General features: G+C 62.2%; 18 protein-coding genes and 1 tRNA gene. 10 read left to right on the top strand and 9 right to left on the bottom strand.

The genetic code is table 11. The features are described 5' to 3' along the window. Positions 1-39: 39 nt before the first annotated feature. From pstC to ACI0FO_RS24680, 4 genes are all read left to right on the top strand, one after another. Complete coding sequence (gene pstC, locus ACI0FO_RS24695; protein WP_183015970.1) at positions 40-1,056, top strand: phosphate ABC transporter permease subunit PstC; 1,017 nt, start codon at positions 40-42, stop codon at positions 1,054-1,056. Between the two features lie 26 nt (positions 1,057-1,082). Continuing rightward, on the top strand, positions 1,083-1,937 hold the full coding sequence (pstA, locus tag ACI0FO_RS24690) for a phosphate ABC transporter permease PstA (RefSeq protein ID WP_416031085.1): 855 nt from the start codon (positions 1,083-1,085) through the stop codon (positions 1,935-1,937). 48 nt (positions 1,938-1,985) lie between these two features. Next, positions 1,986-2,762 (top strand): phosphate ABC transporter ATP-binding protein PstB, encoded by a 777-nt coding sequence (gene pstB / locus ACI0FO_RS24685; RefSeq protein WP_416031083.1) that lies wholly within the window; start codon positions 1,986-1,988, stop codon positions 2,760-2,762. A gap of 219 nt (positions 2,763-2,981) precedes the next feature. Further along, a tRNA-Pro gene (locus tag ACI0FO_RS24680) sits at positions 2,982-3,058 on the top strand. 90 nt (positions 3,059-3,148) lie between these two features. On the opposite strand, the gene ACI0FO_RS24675 is transcribed toward ACI0FO_RS24680, so the two are convergent. Continuing rightward, on the bottom strand, positions 3,149-4,171 hold the full coding sequence (locus tag ACI0FO_RS24675) for a glycosyltransferase family 9 protein (RefSeq protein WP_416031081.1): 1,023 nt from the start codon (positions 4,169-4,171) through the stop codon (positions 3,149-3,151). Between the two features lie 415 nt (positions 4,172-4,586). Between ACI0FO_RS24675 and ACI0FO_RS24670 the strand changes: the two genes are divergently transcribed. Continuing rightward, positions 4,587-5,582: a Bug family tripartite tricarboxylate transporter substrate binding protein gene (locus tag ACI0FO_RS24670; protein ID WP_416031079.1), complete on the top strand. Its 996-nt coding sequence runs from the start codon at positions 4,587-4,589 to the stop codon at positions 5,580-5,582. Positions 5,583-5,621: 39 nt separating this feature from the next. On the opposite strand, the gene ACI0FO_RS24665 is transcribed toward ACI0FO_RS24670, so the two are convergent. Next, positions 5,622-6,227 (bottom strand): hypothetical protein, encoded by a 606-nt coding sequence (locus ACI0FO_RS24665; protein WP_416031077.1) that lies wholly within the window; start codon positions 6,225-6,227, stop codon positions 5,622-5,624. Between the two features lie 200 nt (positions 6,228-6,427). After that, positions 6,428-6,634: a hypothetical protein gene (locus tag ACI0FO_RS24660; protein WP_416031075.1), complete on the bottom strand. Its 207-nt coding sequence runs from the start codon at positions 6,632-6,634 to the stop codon at positions 6,428-6,430. A gap of 533 nt (positions 6,635-7,167) precedes the next feature. On the opposite strand from ACI0FO_RS24660, the gene ACI0FO_RS24655 reads away from it, so the two are divergent. Next, positions 7,168-7,575, top strand: coding sequence for a hypothetical protein (locus ACI0FO_RS24655; protein WP_416031073.1), 408 nt, complete (start codon positions 7,168-7,170; stop codon positions 7,573-7,575). On the opposite strand, the gene ACI0FO_RS24650 is transcribed toward ACI0FO_RS24655, so the two are convergent. Further along, positions 7,547-8,347 (bottom strand): EAL domain-containing protein, encoded by an 801-nt coding sequence (locus ACI0FO_RS24650; RefSeq protein ID WP_416031071.1) that lies wholly within the window; start codon positions 8,345-8,347, stop codon positions 7,547-7,549. The two genes, ACI0FO_RS24655 and ACI0FO_RS24650, sit on opposite strands and share 29 nt — an antisense overlap. A 193-nt stretch (positions 8,348-8,540) precedes the next feature. Here ACI0FO_RS24650 and ACI0FO_RS24645 point away from each other — a divergent pair, with 193 nt between their 5' ends. Then, complete coding sequence (locus ACI0FO_RS24645) at positions 8,541-10,409, top strand: ATP-binding protein (RefSeq protein WP_416031070.1); 1,869 nt, start codon at positions 8,541-8,543, stop codon at positions 10,407-10,409. Here ACI0FO_RS24645 and ACI0FO_RS24640 read toward each other — a convergent pair. The 3 genes from ACI0FO_RS24640 to ACI0FO_RS24630 are packed head-to-tail and all read right to left on the bottom strand — an operon-like array spanning position 10,384 to position 14,121. Continuing rightward, positions 10,384-11,061, bottom strand: coding sequence for an Hpt domain-containing protein (locus ACI0FO_RS24640; protein ID WP_416031068.1), 678 nt, complete (start codon positions 11,059-11,061; stop codon positions 10,384-10,386). The two genes, ACI0FO_RS24645 and ACI0FO_RS24640, sit on opposite strands and share 26 nt — an antisense overlap. A gap of 25 nt (positions 11,062-11,086) precedes the next feature. Beyond that, positions 11,087-11,719 (bottom strand): response regulator, encoded by a 633-nt coding sequence (locus tag ACI0FO_RS24635; RefSeq protein ID WP_416031066.1) that lies wholly within the window; start codon positions 11,717-11,719, stop codon positions 11,087-11,089. Beyond that, the gene (locus tag ACI0FO_RS24630) at positions 11,716-14,121 is read right to left on the bottom strand and encodes an ATP-binding protein (protein ID WP_416031064.1); all 2,406 of its coding nucleotides are present in this window, start codon (positions 14,119-14,121) and stop codon (positions 11,716-11,718) included. Before ACI0FO_RS24630 ends, ACI0FO_RS24635 begins: the two co-directional genes overlap by 4 nt. A 238-nt stretch (positions 14,122-14,359) precedes the next feature. Here ACI0FO_RS24630 and ACI0FO_RS24625 point away from each other — a divergent pair, with 238 nt between their 5' ends. Then, positions 14,360-15,187: a YggS family pyridoxal phosphate-dependent enzyme gene (locus ACI0FO_RS24625; protein ID WP_416031062.1), complete on the top strand. Its 828-nt coding sequence runs from the start codon at positions 14,360-14,362 to the stop codon at positions 15,185-15,187. Positions 15,188-15,266: 79 nt separating this feature from the next. Further along, entirely contained in the window at positions 15,267-15,980 is a 714-nt protein-coding gene (locus tag ACI0FO_RS24620) for a glutamine amidotransferase (RefSeq protein ID WP_416031061.1), read from the top strand. A gap of 70 nt (positions 15,981-16,050) precedes the next feature. On the opposite strand, the gene ccsB is transcribed toward ACI0FO_RS24620, so the two are convergent. Together ccsB and ACI0FO_RS24610 are read right to left on the bottom strand one after the other, a co-directional pair. After that, positions 16,051-17,394, bottom strand: a complete 1,344-nt coding sequence (gene ccsB, locus ACI0FO_RS24615; RefSeq protein ID WP_416031327.1) for a c-type cytochrome biogenesis protein CcsB — start codon at positions 17,392-17,394, stop codon at positions 16,051-16,053. Positions 17,395-17,619: 225 nt separating this feature from the next. Then, positions 17,620-19,161, bottom strand: a complete 1,542-nt coding sequence (locus ACI0FO_RS24610; RefSeq protein ID WP_416031059.1) for a PLP-dependent aminotransferase family protein — start codon at positions 19,159-19,161, stop codon at positions 17,620-17,622. Positions 19,162-19,311: 150 nt separating this feature from the next. On the opposite strand from ACI0FO_RS24610, the gene ACI0FO_RS24605 reads away from it, so the two are divergent. Further along, positions 19,312-20,871, top strand: coding sequence for a cytochrome D1 domain-containing protein (locus tag ACI0FO_RS24605; protein WP_416031058.1), 1,560 nt, complete (start codon positions 19,312-19,314; stop codon positions 20,869-20,871). The last annotated feature ends 10 nt before the right edge of the window (positions 20,872-20,881 follow it).

Below are 20,881 nucleotides of genomic sequence, written 5' to 3'. Positions count from 1 at the left end.
TCCCGTTGTTCCCCCAGGTTACCTAAGGAAAGTCCATCCATGAGCGCGGTAATGGATAATAGTGTGCCGCTTTCGCCCAGCGTGGCGGACTCCGTGACTACCGGCACGCCTTCGCCTATGAAGCAAAATAAAAATGCGCTGATGGATGCGCTTTTCAAGAATCTGACCCGCCTGTTCGCCTTCCTGGTGTTCATTCTGCTGGCGGCGATTCTCGTATCCCTGATTTACGGCAGCCGTGAATCGCTGGCCAAGTACGGCCTGTCGTTCCTGTGGCTGAACGATTGGGACCCCGTCAACCAGAACTATGGCGCCGTGGTGCCGATCATCGGCACGCTGCTGACTTCGGCCATCGCGCTGATCATCGCGGTGCCGGTGTCGTTCGGCATCGCCATCTTCCTGACCGAACTGTCGCCGACCTGGCTGCGCCGCCCGTTGGGCACTGCCGTGGAAATGCTGGCCGCGATCCCGTCGATCATCTACGGGATGTGGGGCCTGTTCGTTTTCGTGCCGGTGTTCCAGCAGTACGTGCAGCCGTTCCTGATCGCCACCCTGGGCAGCGTGCCCATCATCGGCGGCATCTTCGCGGGTCCGCCGTTCGGTATCGGCATCTTCACGGCCGGCCTGATCCTGTCCATCATGATCATCCCGTTCATCGCCGCGGTGATGCGCGACGTGTTCGAACTGGTGCCGGCGATGCTGAAGGAATCGGCCTACGGCCTGGGCAGCACGACCTGGGAAGTGATGTGGCGTGTAGTGCTGCCCTTCACCAAGTCGGGCGTCATCGGCGGCATCATGCTGGGCCTGGGACGCGCGCTGGGCGAGACGATGGCCGTGACGTTCGTGATCGGCAACGCCTTCAAGTGGTCCGGCTCGCTGTTCTCTCCGGGCAACTCGATCGCGTCGGCCCTGGCCAACGAATTCAATGAAGCGGGCGGCATCCAGAAATCGGCGTTGCTGGAACTGGGCCTGATCCTGTTCCTGATCACGACGATCGTGCTGGCCCTGGCCAAGGTCCTGCTGGTTCGCCTGTCCGCCGGCGAAGGCAAGAAAACCTGACCCGCCGCGAGCACAAGGAAAAGATCATGGCTGTATCCGTACTCAATATGCAGAATGGCATCTACCGCCGGCGCCGCGTGGTCAACCGCATCATGCTTGCGGTGTCCCTCGGAACGCTGGGGTTCGGCCTCTTCTGGCTGTTCTGGATCATTCTGACGCTGCTGATAAAGGGCGCGCCTGCGCTGTCGTACACCCTGTTCACCGAGATCACCCCGCCGCCCGGGCAGACCGGCGGCCTGATCAACGCGATCTTCGGCAGCGTGGTGATGGCGGGCGTGGGCACGCTGATCGGCACGCCAGTGGGCATCCTGGCCGGCACCTACCTGGCCGAATACGGCCAGCGCGGCTGGCTGGCGCCCGCGACACGCTTCCTGAACGACGTGCTGCTGTCGGCGCCGTCGATCATCATCGGCCTGTTCATCTACGCCGTGTATGTGGCGCAGGTGGGGCACTACTCGGGCTGGGCCGGCGCGCTTGCGCTGTCGATCCTGGTGATTCCCGTGGTAGTGCGCACGACCGACAACATGCTGCTGCTGGTGCCCAACAGCCTGCGCGAAGCGGCGGCGGCGCTGGGTTGCCCCAAGTGGCGCATGATCACGCTGGTGTGCTATCGCGCCGCCAAGACCGGCATCATCACCGGCGTGCTGTTGGCGATTGCCCGGATCTCGGGCGAGACCGCGCCGCTGCTGTTTACCGCGCTGTCCAACCAGTTCATGTCGTTCAACATGAATGCGCCGATGGCCAACCTGCCGGTCGTGATCTACCAATACGCCGCCAGCCCCTTCAAGGACTGGAACGACCTGGCCTGGGCCGGGGCCACGCTGATTACGCTGCTGGTGCTGGGCATCAACATCATTGCCCGCAACATGTTCCGCAAGTAAAGATCGCTGTGCCGGCGCGCATGGCGCGCCGGAGCCAAGGGAAAAGAAATGGAAAACACCGCTACCGCCGTCAAGAACAAGATCGAGGTCAAGAACCTGAACTTCTATTACGGCAAGTTCCATGCGATCCGCAATGTGAACATGTCGATCCAGGAGAAGAAGGTCACGGCCTTCATCGGCCCGTCGGGCTGCGGCAAGTCGACGCTTCTGCGCACGTTCAACCGCATGTTCGAGCTGTACCCGGGCCAGCGCGCCGAAGGCGAAATCATGCTGGACGGCGAAAACCTGCTGACCACCAAGACCGACATTTCGCTGATTCGCGCCAAGATCGGCATGGTGTTCCAGAAGCCCACGCCGTTCCCGATGAGCATCTACGACAACATCGCCTTCGGCGTGCGCCTGTTTGAACGCCTGTCCAAGGGCGAGATGGACGAACGCGTGGAGTGGGCGCTGAGCAAGGCCGCGCTGTGGAACGAAGTGAAAGACAAGCTGCACCAAAGCGGCAACAGCTTGTCGGGCGGCCAGCAACAGCGCCTGTGCATCGCGCGCGGCGTGGCCATCAAGCCCGAAGTGCTGCTGCTGGACGAGCCGTGCTCGGCGCTGGATCCGATTTCCACCGCCAAGATCGAAGAACTGATCGCCGAACTGAAGAACGACTACACGGTCGTAATCGTCACGCACAACATGCAGCAGGCGGCCCGCTGCTCGGATTACACCGCCTACATGTACCTGGGCGAGCTGATGGAATTCGGCCAGACCGACCAGATCTTCGTGAAGCCGTCGCGCAAGGAAACCGAGGACTACATCACGGGCCGTTTCGGCTGATCGCATACCGGATCATTCCTTGATGCAAAACGGCGCGCCTGTCTGGCGCGCCGTTTTGCATTGAGCTGACCGGGATCGGTCATGCGCCAGAAGCCGTAATTATTTAGGTTTGAACTATATAGGTGTCAACCAGGGGCTAGCCGGAAGGGGGAGGGCGGATGGCATCGTAGGCGAGGTGTTTCCCGGGCAGGGCAGGATTCTGGTATAGTTGCCACCCTTCGGGGCGTAGCGCAGCCTGGTAGCGCATCTGCTTTGGGAGCAGAGGGTCGTGAGTTCGAATCCCACCGCCCCGACCAATAAGTAAAAGGCCGTCAGTGATAGTAATCACTGACGGCCTTTGTCATTTTCGGGCTGTGGCGACAACGCCGGGAGCCCCCATTTCAGGTTTAGACGGGAGCCGCGCCGGGCAGTTGGCGCCAGATTGCCTCGGCCACGACCGAAGGCGAAATTCCGTTCATGCCTGGTCCGTCCGAGGGTTCAAGCGGATGCAGGCAGGGCGCGTAGCGCATGACGGGGCTGCATCCAAACAGTCCGATCGTCGGTACGCCATGGGCAACGGCGATGTGCATCCCCATGCTGTCATTGGTCGCAAAGGCCAAGGTTCGGGCGATCAGCGCTTGGCTTACGCAAATGTCCGTGTCGCCTTGCGTGATGTCGAGGATACGGATCGACGGCGGTAACGCGGCGCGAAGCTCTTGCGCGATGTGTTGTACATCGCTGGCGCCGCATAGTAGAAACGCCAGGTCGGGGTCGCGTTCGTGCAAGATTCGGGCGACCTGCGCATAGGCCTGCGCGGCATAGCGCCGTGCGGGGGCAGAGGCGTTCAGGCCAAAACCGACCATCCGCGGCAGGCCGTGCGTGAGTTGCCGGGCGATATCAAGGGCGCGGGGGGCGATATCGAGTGAAGGATAGCGGGCCTCGTAGGGGCAGCCCACCTTGCGTAATACCTCCGGCAGCCAGGTGTGGGTATCGGGGTGCGGTGTCCCTTTGCGCCGAACCCAAACCCGGTCCGTTAGCCAACGCGCAAAATGCGGGTGATGCCAGCGCAGATAACCGACTCGCTGCGGGATGCCCGCAAGACGAGCCGCCGCTGCGATGTGCGACCGGAAAGTGAACAGAAAAAGCGCGTCGTAGGCGCCTGCCGCCAACACACGGCTTGCCTCGGTGACGCGTGTTCGACCCTGTAACCTGCTGATTTCTTTCAGCGGGACAACTTCTTTTACATAGGACTGGGCCCGAAACAGCGCCAGCGATGCCTCCGGCTGCGTCATGAGAAGCGTGACGGCGGTTCCGGCGTGTTCGGCCAAGGCCCGCGCGAAGACCATATTGAGGATGCCATCGCCGATCCCGCCAGAAATGTAAATAGCGGGGTTATTTGGCGTGTAACCATCCAGAGTCGACTGTTCCATATCGCTTGTCTATACGTGGTGAGGGGTGACCTACGCCGGGTACGTAGTTGACATCGTAAGGACTCCGTTTGACGGTAGGAAGTCGTCCGAAGCCGATGTTGTCCGTACCGAAATTTCATGTGCCGGTGACTAGTTTCCCGTAAAAAAGGGCCTCCCCGTCAATGGGTATTACAAATGCAATTGCGGCGTAACGGCGAGCCCCGCGTGGGTTCCACGGGAACGACCATTCGCACAGACGGGTACGGATTTTCGTTGATTTCGTAACGCCGAAACCGAGCCCGCCGCGTTTTTTTTTGACGGACTTTGGGCCTGCACCGGATAAGGCATACTTCGCGACGCCAGGCGCCTCCAAATGCGCCGATACATAAGAGATTCGCGCCATGCGATGCGCGATGACGTCAACGAGGAGAGAGGGATGACGAAGCAGTCCAGAATTCATGCGATGCGTGGGAAGGCGGCCCGGACGTTGCTGCCGGTCGCGCTGATGCTGGGCCTGATGGCAGGCCCGGCGCATGCCGACGAGTATCCGTCGCAGCCGATCAAGCTGATCGTGCCGTTCGCGGCGGGCGGCGGCAACGACGGAATCGCCCGTCTGCTGGGGCAGCTGCTGTCCGACGGCCTGAAGCAACCGGTGGTGGTCGAAAACCGTCCTGGCGCCGGCGGCAAGCTGGGGGTGGAGCAGGGCCTGCGCGCTGCGCCCGACGGCTACACCCTGACCTTGATTTCCAACAGCTATTCAGTGAACCCCAGCCTGTACAAGCTACCGTTTGATCCGGTAGGCGACATGACGCCGATCGGGATGATCGCCCGCGCTCCGTTTTTCGTGTCCGTCAATCCGAAGGTGCCGGTAGAGACGTTGGGCGAACTGGTCGCCCTGGCCAAGCAGAAGCCGGGTGTGCTGACGTATGCGTCGTCCGGCACGGGCGGCATTTCGCATCTGGCGACCGAAGCCCTCTTGAAGACGGCGGGGATTTCCATGATCCACGTGCCGTACAAGGGCTCGGCGCCGGCGTTGACGGACACCGTATCGGGTCAGGTCGACGCGATGTTGACGACGGCGGGTTCCACGCTGCCGTATCGGGCGGACAAGCGCTTGAAGGTGCTGGCGGTGACGCTGCCGCAGCGCGTGTCGTCGGCGCCGGATATCCCGACCGTGCGAGAGGCCGGGGTGCCGTATGACGTGACGGTGTGGTACGGCATTATTGCGCCCAAGGGCGTGCCGCCCGCGATTCAGGCCAAACTGAATGCGGCGATCAATGCCGCGGTGGTGCAACCCGAGATGGCGGACCGGCTGAAGGCGACGGGCGAGGCGGCTGCGCCCGGCAGTCCGAAGGACTTCCGTGATCAGATCGTGAAGGAAATTTCGCTTTGGGGCGAGGTGGTGCGCGAGGCGGGCGTTACCGTCAACTGATTCCGCCGCGCGTGCCGGCTCGCGTATTGCCGTCAGGCCCTACTGATCGGGCTCGAAGACATACGTATGGGCAGAGCCCGGGCTAGGGTTGTACAGCGGGCACCAGCCATTCACGGGCGCAACCGTGCAGTACCGATTCTGGCCGTATACCTGAGCGATTTTCCACGCTTGCGTGTTGTCGCCGCGTTCAAGCAGGTACTGCATGCGTACCCCCCGTTCTTTCTTGTCGCGTTCATCGATGTTCACGACATAGCCGGGGGTGGGCGGCTTGGAATTCCGAATGTGGGCGACGACGAGTGCGCGGGTGTCGGATTGGACATCGACGTTCACGATTTCGCGTTCGTAGCTCTGCGGATCGCAGTCATCGTTGGCAGCCAGATTGGCCTGGAGCGCTCCCGTCGACAAGCCGTCGCGGGCGGCGTGGAGCGGGCGGTATAGCTCGGCGGTTTCCTTGCAGACGGTGACGGCGTATCGCTCTTGCTCGTCGCGGACATGCCACCAGGATTTCACGGCGGCATCCGGGGTGTTTGCCGCCACCTTCAATTGCGGCGTCGCTGCTTGCAGGCGGGTCCAAGGCGATGTTTCTTCTTTGGAACAGCCAGCCAATACAAGGGCTAGCGCCAGCAGCAATACGGGTTTTGACACGACGACCGATCCGGTTATTTAGGGTGACGTCATGATACCGCTTTCGAAAATCAGGCCTGCCGATTCCATGGCGTGGCGGGCCGGCGGTGCGTCTGTTTCATCAGGGGGCGGACGGGTGGCGCGGGTGCGGCCGGTCAATGAAAACAAGGGGTTAGCGCACGCACTGGGCTAATCCGCTTTCTTGGCCAAGGCGGTTCAATTTATCCCGAAAACGGGGATCTCAAACCCGGATGGGAGCCGCAGATTTCCGAATGGGGTACGTCAGTGGCGCGTGTCTGGGCCAATAGCGTCTGTGCCGCCAAGAGCAGCGCGGCGTCGACGCGCAACGCTTTGGAGAAGAGTTCCACGGTCCATTCGCACAGTTCCACATCGCCGCGGTCAAGCGCGGATAGCGTGGGATTCAGCATGTGCGTGCGCTGCTGAACGGACGACAAGGAAAGGCCACGATGCGTGCGCCAGGCCCGTAACGCGCTGAATTGGCGATCAGCCACCATTGCAAGGACCGGCGGGGGAAGCGCCGAACCTGGGGTGCGCAAGCGATGCGACCTTGCCGACGTCAGCACGGGGGTCTGGGGCAAGGCGTGCGGTTGGTTGTTCGAGGCGAAGCTGCACCCGCTCGCAGGGAAGAAGCTGGACATCATGATTTTACGAGTGGCCTTGGTTGGATCTCCGGGAAGACGGGAGTCTGACGCGCGACATTTACCGCCGAGTATGTGCGTGATGCCATACCGTGGATGTAGGAAACATCACCGCTTGTTTGAGGAAGATTCCGAACGCATACCCACAAAAGCAGCACCGGACCACACGGCAGGCTGAGAATTTTCCTCAGAACATTGGGAAATTTCGACAAACGATTCGAGGGGCAACTGTTGCAGACTTGACTGTCGGGATGCGGTGTTCGCCATCCGGGTGGTGCGGTAGCAGAAAGGAGGGCACAGGTATGGTGGCGCGTGCATTGATCATTTCGGATAGCTTGGCGACTTACGGGGCTTTTCATCTGCAGTTGCAGCGGTATCCGGACTCAGCGCTATGGGTGCTTGACGCCGCCGACCTTCGATTCTTCGAGTTGGACCGGTATTCGAATCACCCGGAACTGGTTCTGCTAGACGTCACGGGCAGCAAGACCAAATGCCTGGCCGCCACGGCGCGGGTGCGGGCGTTGTTCCCGCAGGCGAAGATCGCCGTCAGGGTCATGGGGGAATGGCCAGAGGTTAGCGATCTGATCTTGCTGGCTGGCGCTCACGGCATCATTGACGCCTCTACTTATCGCAGCAAGAACGACTTGGCAATCATGATCGATGCGATCATGGCCGGGAACATCATCTACCGGCAATCCGGGCAAGGCTGATCAACTGGCCCAATGGTATCGGGCCGCCAAGGTGAAACCCCTGCCCATGCCGGCATCCCAGCACGCGCATCATGCGCAGCTCTGCCGCACAGGAAATGCCTTCTGCCACCACGCGCCACCCCATGTCCGCGGCCAGCGCCAGGGCGAACCTGACCGATTGCCGGGCGACCAGGCTCGTTCTCACGCTGGCTGCGAATGCCTTGTCCAGTTTCAGCTCGTCGATGGTCAAGCCGATAAGCGTGGTCAGGTTGGCGTAACCCGCCCCGAAGTCATCCATGGATATCTCGCAGCCCCATTGCTTCAAACGGGCCAACGAGGTTTTCAGGGCTGGCAGATCGGCAACCGGCGTGCTTTCCGTCAGCTCAACCTTGACGAACCGTAGCGCGACACCTTGCCGCAAGGCTTCGTCACGCAAGAAAGCGGGATTATCGGGGTTGGCCAGGGTGGTGGCGCACGCATTGATTGCCAGGGGCAGATGCGCCCCGACGTCGCTAAGCGCTTTCGACGCTTCCAACACCAATTCGGTCACCCGCTGGAATAACGCGCTTTGAAGCCGCAGGTCGCTGATCATCCGGATCAATCGGCTGGCGGGAACCGGGCCCCAGGCCGGGTGTTGCCAACGGGCAAGAGCCTCGGCGGATTCGATGCCGCCGTTGATCAGGTCGATCTGAGGTTGGAACACCAAGTGAAATTGCAACGGGTCACGCAGCATGGCGATGACGCCGCGTTCGCTCATCTGACCAATTTTCTCGATTTCCGCTTGGCCGCTCATTGCGCATGTCTCCGGGGGGATGGATGCGCGGACTCTATCCGTTCCATGCGGCGGCATATGTAGGAAATTTCACATTCCCGGCGTGCGTATTGGGTGGGAAATTTCTACAGGGGATTCAGAAATTTCCACAGTCTGAGCGGGGCGGGAAACTCTAGATTATCCGTGTGCATATTCCCATTTAGATAATCTGATCATGGATCCCGCCCCACTCGTTCCTGCATTCCAGCCTTCCGTGGCCAGACCGGCCCGGCGGCTGGGCAAAGTCGCGGTAGTCTGCGCCATTCCCGCGTATATGGTGGCTACCGATTTCGTGTTCGCACTGAGCGGCGCGCTGGCAGGCATGTGGGGCGGGCTGGTGTCATGGGTCTGTCTGGCAGGGTTTGTCGCGGCATCGGTTGCGTTGTTGCTGCTGCGCCGGAAAAACGCGCAGCACAAGCGTTCGGAACAACGCCTGAAGGACCTCGTGGCGTTTCAAACGGGCGTGCTCGACGCCATTCCCCAGCCCATCGTCCTGCGCGGCGCCGACCTGAATTTCCTGGCCTGCAACAGTGCGTTCGAACGCCTGTTGAACCGGTCCAGGAAACAGCTGCGGACCAAGTCGGTGACGGCCGCGGCGGAATTGATGGTCAGGGAAGTGGAGTCCGCCGAGATCGAAGAGGACTATCGGCAGGTGTTGGCCACCGGGCTGCCGCTAAGCAAGGACAGGACCGTGCACGTCTCTGGCCGGGCAATGGATGTGCAACACTGGATTGAGCCGTTGCGCAATGCTGGCGGCGCCGTGGTGGGCGTCGTGGGCGGCTGGATGGATATTACGCAGCGGCAGCGCGTCATGAAGGAGCTTGCGGTGGCCCGGGACCGCGCGGAAGGCGCCAACCGGACCAAAACGACGTTCCTGGCTTCCATCAGCCACGAGATCCGGACGCCGATGAACGCGATTATGGGCATGCTGGAACTCACGTTGTCGCACGCGGACCTGCCCGAACAGGATCGTCTGCAGTTGACCACGGCCTATAGCGCCTCGCAGTCGCTGCTGGCGCTGATCGGCGACTTATTGGACCTGTCCAAAATGGAGGCCGGCAAGTTTCAGTTCTTGCCGCAGCCAACCAATCTGTGCCAACTGACCGAGGATGTCGTGGATGTGTTCCAGCCGATCGCCGCCGCAAAGGGGCTGGACTTGACGCTGACGATCGTGCGGCCCGAGCGCATGGCGCCCGCGCATTCCGTGGACCCGCTGCGGTTGAAGCAGATCTTGAACAATTTCGTGTCGAATGCGATTCGTTTCACGGAACGCGGGTCGATCCGGGTCCATGTGGAAGCCGAGCTTCGGGAAGGGGACCGCCAGACGGTTTTGCTAAAAGTCGTCGATACCGGGGTCGGCATTCCGAGCCAGGCGTTGGATACGCTGTTGGAGCCGTTCGTTCAGGTCCAGGAGACGATCCGTGCCATGGACCGCGGCACGGGCTTGGGGTTGTCGATCTGTGATCGTCTGGTCAAGAAGATGGGCGGCACGATACAGATCGACAGTGAGCTGGGGGTTGGCACCACCATGTCGGTGCGCCTGTCGTTGCCTGTGGCGGCCGCGCAGCCCGAATCGGTATGCGACGCGGTGCCTGTCAAGCCGGCGGCGCCGGTCTGTACCGGGCTGGACGTGCTGATCGTGGATGACCAGGCGTCCAATGTGCTGCTCTTGCGGCGCCAACTAGAGAAATTGGGCCACCGCGTGTCTTCGGCAGGCAATGGACTGGAAGCGCTCACGCTGATGGACGCGCGGGCGTTCGACATCGTGGTGTGCGATTGCGCCATGCCTGTGATGGATGGCTACACGTTCGCCCGAACCTTGCGGCAACGTGGCGGAGCGGCTGCAAAGCTGCCCATCTTGGGTTACACCGCAGGCGCGCACGACGCGGAAATCGATCGTGCCCGGGATGCTGGCATGGATGAGATCCTGATCAAGCCGGTGAACCTGGATTCGTTGAATCGGGCCATCGCCACGCTGATGCATCGCGATAGCGGCCCGTCTCACGTCGGGGTGCCTGTCAGCAGGGCTGGCGCAGGCGGCTGAGTTCGGTGCAAAGCCTCTGGAGCGCGGGTTCAAACAGCGCATTCAGGCGCATGACCGCTTCGCCGCTTTCGTTGCGGGAGGCGGCTTCGATACGTTCGGATATACGGACCAATGACGCGCATCCCGCCATGCGTGCCGTGCCCTTGATGCGATGCGCCAACGATCCGGCGGCGACCCAGTTTGCTTGCGCGCAGCGGGCACGGTAGTCGGCCAAGTCGGCTTGCCCGGTATCGAGAAGGCTACCGATCAATTCGGCCACGATCGTCGAATCGCCGTCGACCAGGTCATGCAAGGTCTGGCGTATGGCGGCGCATTCGCTATCTTCCGGCAGGCCGTAGCCGGCCTGTAGCAACGCTTGCAACAATGCCGCTTCGGTGGCCGATGGCAAGGTCGCCGCGTTGATGTCCCCGCAGGAGGCGCCGGAAGCCGAAACCTTCAAGCGGATCGGCGCGGCCGCGACCGGCCCCGGTACTGCGGTGCGGGCTTCGAGGGAGGTATCTTCGTCCCAGAGGACCACGCGCGGTGCGGCGGGGTAGCCGGATAACGCGGCCGCATCCGCGCAGGTATCGACTGCCAGGCCCAGGCCTTCCAGGCGTTCGGCGAGTTCGCGCAACCGCTCGGGACGCCGGCCGATAACGAGGGCAAGGTTCATCCTGTTTTCCATAAGGGGCAGCCCATCAGCGGGCGATCTGGCATTGGCGGGCGAAGTCGATCAGTTCCAGCAGCGTGTGCACTTCCAGCTTGGCCATGATCCGGGTCTTGTGGGTGCTGACCGTTTTGTTGCTGATGAAAAGCGCATCGCCGATTTCTTTGTTCGACATGCCACGCGCCAGCATTTGCATGATGACGATTTCTTTGTCGGAAAGCCGGTTCAGCCGGTCTACGCCCTGGCCGCTGGTGCCGACGCGTGTGGATTGCGCTCCTTCGGTATTCGGGAACACCGTGTAGCCCGCCAGGATGGCTTCCACGCACCGGATGATCTCGGAGATCTCCTGGGATTTGCTGACGTACCCGTTGGCACCGGCCATCTTGACCCGAGGCGCGAAGGTAGCCTGGTCTTGGCCCGATACCACAAGGATGCGGATGTCGGGCTGAAGTGCGCGGATCCGCGGAATCACGTCCAGTCCATTGATCTTTGGAATATCGATGTCCAGTATTACCAGGCCGGGCTGGCGGTCCTTTACGGTCTGGATCGTAGACTGGCCGTTGTCGGCTTCCAGGATGCCGGTGATGCCTAGTACTTGCGTGAGGTGGGTTTTTAGAACCAGACGCAGGGAAGGGTGGTCGTCTACGACGAGTACAGTAGTCAAGGGCGACTCCATTTCTCTAAACATGCACGCAAGGTGGCCAGATTCACCGGCTTTACCAGAAAGTCATTCAGGCCCACCTCCTGGAAACGCTCGATGTGCTGCGACGAGACATCGGCGCTTAGCGCGACAACGGGAAGTTCGCGTATGCGTGGGTCGGCATGCGATCGCACGCGGCGGGTCAGCTCGAAGCCGTCCATGTCTGGCATATGGAAGTCCGTGAACATCAGCGCGTAAGGTACTTGTTCCAGCTGGGCAAGCGCTTGATGGCCGTCAGCGACCACGTCGGCCCGGACTCCCAATTTCATCAGCATATTGCGAATCACGATCTGATAGGGCAAATGATCCTCGACGACCAGAATGCGGCCGTTCGCAGGACGCGGTGCATTCTCTCCCACGTTATGTAGGGGGTTGGTAACAAGATGCTCGGTCTGCAACGCGCCAAGACACACGCGCTGAAACTCGCTCCAGCGTATCGGCCCGCCGCTCAGGGCAGGCGCCCCGGGTTCCGATTTTGGCGTGCTGTCCGGCCTTCCCGTGAACAGGATCCGCCGGGCGCGCAAAGGCCCATCCAAGGGCGGCGGCGGCGCGTCGGGCGCTTCGACGATGCGTAGATCGGCATCTTCGTCGGGTCCCACGGGAAGCATCCCGGCGGCGCGCGCGTAAGCGCAAAGGGCGGCATTGTCCGCTTCGCGGCTAACGGAGACGGACAGGCGTTTGCCGCGCAACGCCGAATCGGCTAGAGGCGCTTGCCGCACGGGCATGGGCAATCGGACGTCGAAGCGGCTGCCTTGGCCGTCGGCGCTTTGCACATGTATGTCGCCGCCCATCAAGAGCGCCAGGCGCCGGCAGATGGCAAGGCCCAAGCCGCTGCCGCCATACTGGCGGGCGGTAGAGACGTCGGCTTGCGAGAAGGGGCGAAACAGCCGGCTTTGCGCTTCAAGCGGGATGCCGATGCCGGTATCCGAAACGGAAAGCAGAACAGCTTGAACGGCGGGTCCAGCCTGGGGGGAGGGCGGTAGCGTGTCGACCACTACGGCGACGCCGCCTGTCGAGGTGAATTTGATCGCGTTGCCGACCAGGTTCAACACGATCTGCTTTACGTGGACAGGGTCGCCCAGGTATTCGGCGGCCACGTCGGGCGCAACGCGCAGGTCAAGCGTCAGCCCCTTCGCGACTGCGCGCGCAGAGAAAATGTGCAAGACCTGGTCCAGCAGCTCGCGCAAGGAATACGGAATGGCCTCGACCGACACCGGCGCGTCTTCCAGGCGCGAGAAATCCAGGATATCGCCAAGGATCTCAATGAGGAGGCGCGAGGCGCTGTCTGCCAGGTCTACCTGCTGGCGTTGGTAGTCGTCCAAGCGGGTGTCGCTTAGCAACTCCAGTGCGCCAAGGGCCGTTGCCAACGGCGTGCGGATTTCATGGCTCATGGCAGCCAGGAAGCGGGATTTCGCTTGCGCATTGGCTTCCGCCGCAGCCTTGGCTTCGCTCAGCGCCAACGTATCGCGATGCTCGCGCGTCACGTCGGCCAGATAGCCGTTCCATTCCATTGATCCGTCCGGAAGCCGGCGCGGGGCGGCGGTGCCGATGCGCACCCATCCGTTGTCTGTCGGGCGGTGCGATGGCAGATCGATCCGGATAGGTCCGCCCGTCGCGCTGGATTCGTCGGCTGCGGCATTGGCCGCCCGCCAATGGGATTCCAGGATGCTGGGCAGGTTTCCCGAGCTGGAAAACTTCGTGATGTCGGCGGCCGATAGGCGCAGGAAGCGTTCCGTATGGCCCACGATATATGGCACCCAACGGTGTCCTCCCGGCTCTTCGCGGATGCGGAACAACGCCAGCGGAAGCGTGTCGATCAAATCATCAATGGCGGCCTTCAACTGCCGCGTTTCGCGCTCGGCGGAAGTGCGATCGGTGACATCAGCCAGCGCGATGAGCACCCCTGCGGGCGTGTGGTCGTCGTCGTAGAACGGCTCGGCGGTCAAGTGCCCATCCATGGGCGGGCCATGGCGGGGGGTGACCTTGATTTCTTCGGATATCGGCAGGTTCGTCGAGATGCAGCGCGCAGCGAAATGTTCAAGTTGCGTGCCAAGAGACCCTGCCGCGCCAGGCAAGGAACCCGCCCGGACGCCGATAAGGCGGGCACGGTCCAATCCGACCAGCTGTTCGAACGCCTGATTGACACGAAGGTAATGGTGCTTTTCGTCCAGGGCGGCGATCAGCGTGGGAGTCGCGTCCAGAAGCTGTATCGGTACGGCGGTGGATGCGTCAACTTTCGATGCCTGCGCGCGCAAGGCGCGGGCTTCGGCTTGGGCCTTGCGCGCGGTTATCGTCAGAAGGATCGACGCGACAGACAACAGCGCCGTAACGCCAATCAGGGACGCTTCTAGGTAAGTCAGCGGCATGGACTTGCGCTCCCGGTTCCAATGCAAACCCCGTATTCGCCAGCGTAGGACCACGTCGCCAAGCGTACCGTATCCGGCATGAAACCTTGGCTTGGGAAATTTGTAACATATTCCGGGCTGCGTGCCCGATTCGGGGGGAACCTCGGTCGCTCACCCCTGCCGCGGGCTGCCGCTGGAAACGGCAGCGGCCATGCTAAACTTTGTCCTATGACAAAATCATATCTTTGAGGCTCGAACCGTGAATGCAGACACTTCCCCCAGCACGTCCCAGACGCAGCCGCTGCATGACCTGCACAACCGCTGGCCGGAAGCCGAGTCGGTTGAGGATTTTCGCCACAACCTGGCGGCGGTGCATGCGCGCATCGCGGCGGCGTGTGGCCGGGTCGGGCGCGATCCTGCCGAGGTTCGCTTGTTGCCCGTCAGCAAGACCAAGCCCGAGGCCAGCATCCGCCTGGCCCACGCGGCAGGCTGCCGGCTGTTGGGCGAGAACAAGCCGCAGGAGGCCTACCGCAAATGGGAAGCTACGCAGGACCTGCATGACCTGCAGTGGTCCGTGATCGGCCACTTGCAGACCAACAAGGCGAAGCTGGTGGCGCGTTTTGCGACCGAATTCCAGGCCCTGGACAGCCTGCGCGTGGCCGAAGCGCTGGAGCGGCGGCTGCAGGCCGAAGGCCGTGGGCTTGACGTGTTCGTGCAAGTGAACACGTCGGGCGAGGCCAGCAAATACGGCCTGCACCCCGACGACGTACCGGCTTTCCTGCGGGCGTTGCCGGGCTTTTCGGCTTTGCGCGTGCGCGGACTCATGACGCTGGCCCTGTTCTCGGCCGAGGCCGAACGCGTGCGCCAGTGTTTTGTGCTGTTGCGCAAACTGCGCGACCAACTGCGGCAGGACGCGCCGGCGGGCATCGCGTTGGACGCATTGTCGATGGGCATGTCCGGTGATTTCGAGATCGCCATCGAGGAAGGCGCAACGCTCGTGCGGGTCGGCCAGGCGATCTTTGGCGCGCGAGCCCTGCCAGACAGCCACTATTGGCCCACGGTGGAAGGGGAAGGCGCCGATTCGTGAGCGCTTTCGGCCCTGCTTGGCCATCCTTCGCGCTCCTGGAGCGCAACGTCAACACCTTCTTTGAATGAATGGTCCCGATATGACCCGAAGCGCTACCGCCATCCGCCATCTTCACTTTGAAGACCTGGGCACGCTGGAACCATTGCTGCGTGAGCGCGGTTACGACGTGAGTTACGTCGACGCGACGGCGCTGGATTTGCCGGCGTTTGATGCGCTGGCGCCCGACCTGCTGATCGTGCTGGGCGGTCCCATAGGCGCCTTCGACGACGCGGCCTATCCGTTTATCGGAGACGAACTTGCCCTGGTGCAGCGCCGCCTGGCCGCAGGCGGGCCCATTCTGGGGATATGCCTGGGCGCGCAATTGATGGCGCGTGCGCTGGGCGCCAAAGTCTATGCGATGGGCGTCAAGGAGATCGGCTTCGGGCCGTTGCAGTTGACGCAGGAAGGCCGCCATTCCGCGCTGGGGGGCCTGGGCGATACGCCGGTGCTGCACTGGCACGGCGATCAGTTCGATATCCCTGCGGGCGCCACGCGGCTGGCCGGGACCGCGATCGGCCAGAACCAGGCGTTCTCATTGGGCGATTCGGTGTTGGGGCTGCAGTTCCACTTAGAAGCGGATACCCGTTTGATCGAACGCTGGCTGGTCGGCCATGCCTGCGAGCTGGCGCAGGCGGGCATCGATCCCCGCGCGCTGCGCGCGCAGGCGCAAGCCGTGCAAGAGCGCTTGGCCGCCGCGTCCGGCGCGGTGTTCCGGGCATGGCTGGACGGGGTCGACGCTGCAGCGGCCCGATAGGTGCTTGCGGCGGCGGCAGGCTCATCGGCTGCAACGCTTGGAAAATTCGACGCGATGCCGCAGGTCAGGCCTACAAGGTTCCATAGGAATGCAGGCCGGTGAGGAACATGTTTACACCCAGGAACGCGAAACTGGTGAGCAGCAGTCCAGCCAAGGCCCAATAGGCTGCCACGACGCCTCGCAATCCCTTGATCAGGCGCATGTGCAGCCAGGCGGCATAGTTCAGCCAGACGATGAGCGCCCAGGTTTCCTTGGGATCCCACTGCCAGTAGGTTCCCCACGCGTCGGCGGCCCAGAGCGCACCTAGCACGGTCGCGACGGTAAAGAACGCGAATCCAACGGCGATCGCGCGATACATAAGATCTTCCAGTACCGGCAGGGATGGCAACTGGCGCGCAATCGGGCCGCGCAGCGCCAGGATCAAGCCCACGACCAGCGCCCCGACGCCGAAGTACAGCGCCCAGGTGACCGAGACATGGCGTGAACCGAACATCATGGGTTCGATGCACAGCGCGGCGCCCAATAGGAACATGGGTGCCAAGCGCTTCCACGAACGTGTTTGGCCATGGAACTTGACCAGATAGGCGAAGCCGACCATGGCAGCCAGCGAAAACGTGCCGTAGCCGATGAAATTGGCCGGTACATGCAGCTTCATCCACCAGCTCTTCAGGGCGGGCACAAGCGGCTGGATCTGCTGGCCATTCCGTGCAAATGAATACCAGAATAGAAAAATGACCATCGACGCCACCACCAGCATGACGAAGCCGCCCAGCGCGCGGGTGACGTAGCGGCGCTCGTAATACAGGTAGAACAAGGCCGTGACCAATGCAAACAAGACGAAGACCTCGTACAGGTTGCTGACAGGCACATGGCCGATGTCCCGACCCATCAGGTGGCCTTCGCGCCAGCGCACCAGCAGGCCGGTGAAGCCGGCGTAGACGCCGCCCCAGGTCAGCGCCGTGCCCAACCATGCCGAGGTGGGGCTGATAAAGCCGATCCAATAGCAGGCCGTGGCCAGCCCGAATAGGCAGCTCATCCACAGGATTGCCGATTGCGAGGACAGCAGGTACTTCAGGATCAGGACATTGTCGGCGCGCAGGAGGTTGCCCTGGTCCAGGCCCGCGCCGCCGCTGTATAGCCATACGGCCAGCAGCGCGCTGCCGCCGCAGACCAGGATCAGCGTTCGCAACGGCCGCCATAGCCACGCCATCCAGCCTAGCGCCGGCACCGCGCCGATCAGGATGGCCTTTTCGTAGCCGTCCATCGCCTCGCCGTATCGGACCAGGGCATAACCCGCGCAGGACGCTGTCAGCAGCAGAAAGGCCAGATCGGACCCGCCGATCCTGCCCCGCAAGCTTTCCGGCCCGTTGCCGCAATTTGTGGGGACGGCCCCGGGCGAAGGACGGGAAAGCATGGCTGCGGTGTCGGGCATCGATAGACCTCTTCAGGGCAAGACGCCGGGTCATGACCGGCGCAACGGCAAAAAACCTGATCGGAGTTTTGTCATAGGACAAAATAATTGTGTCCCTGTCCGGATAAATTGTCCAGCGGCGCGTACCCCTGCGGCATGGCGTGAACCGTCCTTGTCCGTGACGCGGTTGAATGCTAGGCGCGTGTACGTCCCCGCCGACTTCGGCGATCAGGAAATCTGCCTACAGGCGGTTTGCAGCAGCGACATGGCTTCGGCGATTTCGACCGTATCGAGCCCGGCGTAGCCGAACAGCAGATAGCGGGGATCCGTCACGTCGCATTCGCTGGACGCGGCATGCGCCAACGGATAAAGCCGTATGCCGTACCGCAAAGCCGCTTTGGCAATAGCGTCGGCATCGGGACTGTCGGCGGGCAGGTGGAACGCCAGGTGCATGCCGGCGTTCCGGCCACTGACGGTGCCCGCGCCATTCCATAGCGTTCGCAGCCCGCGCAGCAATTCGTCGCGCTGTTCTTGATAGCGACGACGCAGGAACTGGAGGTGGCGCGTGAAGCTGCATTCGTCGAAATAGCGGGCCATGAACGCTTGGGTCAACCAGGGATTCCCATTGTTGAGCAGGGCTTTGCGCTGAACGAAGTCGTCGATGAGCGCAGTAGGGCAGACCATGTATCCCAGCCTGAGGCCGGGCCCCAGGGTCTTGGAAAACGTGCCCAGATAGATCACCTGTTGCGGGTTCATTGCCATCAGCGGAGGCGGCAGCACCGATTCGTAGCAGAAGTCGCCATCGTAGTCGTCCTCGATGACCAAGGCGCCGTTGCGGAAGGCCCATTCCAGCAACTGTCGGCGGCGCGCCATCGACATCGTATACCCCAGGGGATACTGGTGAGAGGGTGTGACATAGGCAAGGCGGACGGGCCGCTCCGGCAGCAGGTCGGTGCGTATCCCCTCGGTATCGACGGGAATGGGGACCGCCTTCGCATGATGCCGTTGCACCAGGTTCTTGAAGCCCGCATAGCAGGGCGATTCCATGACGGCCTCGCTGCCGCTGTCGAGGAAGTGCGAGGTGATCAGGCTCATGCCTTCCTGGCTGCCCGCGGTGATCAACACCTGCTCGGGATCGACTTTCAATCCTTTGGCGGCCGATAGATAGTCGGCAATCTGCACGCGCAAGCCCCACAACCCCGCTGGCGGCGCATAGTCGGCCATGGCGGAACCAGCGCACTGCAGCAGTTGGTTCGACAAGGTCGTGAAGTGGCGTAGCGGGAAGGCATGACGGGATGGCCGCCCGACCTTGAAATCGAAACGGATGGGGGCGGTCGGGGGAACGGTATAGACCCCGCTTGCCTGGGCGGGGCTGACGGGATCGGGGTAGACCGGCGTGCAGTCCAGGACAAACTCCGGACTAGCCTGGCCGACCGCGAAAGTCCGGTTCAACGTAACGAAATAGCCACGGCTGGGTTGGCTTTGAACCAAGTTGGAATCGATCAGCAATTCATAGGCGCCCAGTATCGTGTTCTTCGACACCTGAAGCAGCGTCGCCATGCGGTTGATGGCAGGAAGCCGGTCGCCGTCCTGCAATCTTCCTGACCGGATGAGGGCCTCTATCTGTCGCGAGATCTGCTGCTTGTAGGTCGTGCCGTTTCCGGTGGACAACAATATCGGTAGTGAAAACATGGGGTGCGGCCGTGATGGGAAGGCGGCGGTGCGGCCATGCCTCGACAACGCCACCGCCGCACCATACTTCTTCACCATACGTCTGCTGGCGGCCATGTCGGGTTGAGAAAAATCAACGCGCTCCCGTAACCAAACCTTGTACTGGAACCGTACCTTATCGATGCGCGGCCGAGGTGGCACAGTCCCTATCAACGGATTTGTCACACGTATCGGTACGGAGGGAATCAAATGCACATCAGGCTAGTGGGCATGGCGCTGCTATCCGCCTTGGTTGGCGCCGCGTGGGGGGCGCCCAGAGAAGAGCAACTCAGGGCCGAAAAATTGTTTGATCAGAATTGCGCGGTCTGTCATGGCGCCGATCGCGGCGGGTACATCGCGCCGCCATTGACCAAAGACCGGCTGGTCCAGAGCGAGGCCGCGCTGCGCGGCACGATCATGACCGGCATCGCCGACACGCTGATGCCCCCGTTTATGGGCAGGCTTTCCGACGAGGACATCCGGTCGCTGGCCCATCTGATCAAGACCGAGTCGGCGGCCGACATGAAATGGGGCATGGAAGAGATCCGTGCCAGCGTTCAGGTGCTTGTCGATGAATCGACCCTGCCCGACAAGCCGAACTATGCGATCGATTCGGTTTATGACCTGATGGTGGTCATGGCGCGCGGCCGCTACGGCCGGGGCGACGAAGGCAACAATGCCCGGACGGTGTTCCTGGATGGCAAGACCAACAAGATCGTTGGCGAGATCGCCACGCCGGTGGCGCCGCACATCATGGATTTCAGCCCGGTGGCCGAACGCTGGGCATGGCTCAAGAGCGATGACGGCACCGTCTACAAGATCGACTTGTACACGCTGAAAATCGTGCGCAAGGCCAAGGTCGGACTGACCGGCCCGGGCATCGCGCTCTCCAACGACGGCAAGTGGCTGGCGATCAGCTCGTTCGTGCCCAAGTCGGTCGCCATCCTGAAGGCCGACACGCTGGAGCCGGTCAAGTACCTGGATCTGGAAGGCGAGGACCCGGATGGCAAGTTCGTGAAATCTGCGGGGGGGCCGGTCATCGGCAGCCGGATCAATAACAAGTTTGCACTGACGCTGCGCCAGGCGGGCCAGATCTGGATCATCGACCCCGACAAGCCCGATATGCCCGTTACCAAGCTGGCCAAGGTGGGACGGATGCTTCACGACACCTTCTTGACGCCGGATGGCCGCTATTCCATGGTCGCTTCCTACGACGACGACAAGCTCATCGCCATCGATCTGAAGGAAGACAAGGTGGTGCGCGATATCCCGGCAGGTTGCCAGCCCCACGTGGGGTCGGGCGCGGTGACCGAGATCAACGGGCGGTTTCTGGCGTTCGGCACGAATATCGGCACCTGCGGAAAGGGCTCGGTGGTCACCGTGTGGGATACGAAGGACTTCTCGGTCGTCAAGCAGATTCCAGTCGCAGGCGCGACTGAATCGCCGGCGGCGCACCCGAACGCGCCCTACGTGGCGGTCGACATCGTCGACAAAGACAAGCGGGCCGCTTGGATACAGCTGATCGACAAGAATACGCTGGAGGTCGTCAAGACGCTCGACGTCGGCGGGCATGCCTTCTTTCCCGATTACAACCGCACCGGGAACTACTTGTACGTGAGTTCCGGGTACTGGGGCGACCGCATCAAGATCTACGACAGCAAGACCCTTGAATTGGTGGCGGAACACAAGATGGAGAGCCCTTCGGGCATTTTCTCGCGGGCGCGCACACGCTGGCTGAGCATCGGGTTGTCCGAAACGCGGAAGTTCTGACATGAGGAAG

Origin of the sequence: Achromobacter marplatensis (assembly GCF_049060505.1) — a bacterium.
Taxonomy (GTDB): Bacteria; Pseudomonadota; Gammaproteobacteria; order Burkholderiales; family Burkholderiaceae_B; genus Achromobacter; species Achromobacter marplatensis_A.
Note: the sequence above shows the minus strand (reverse complement) of the source record. Positions and strands in the feature narration are given on the sequence as shown.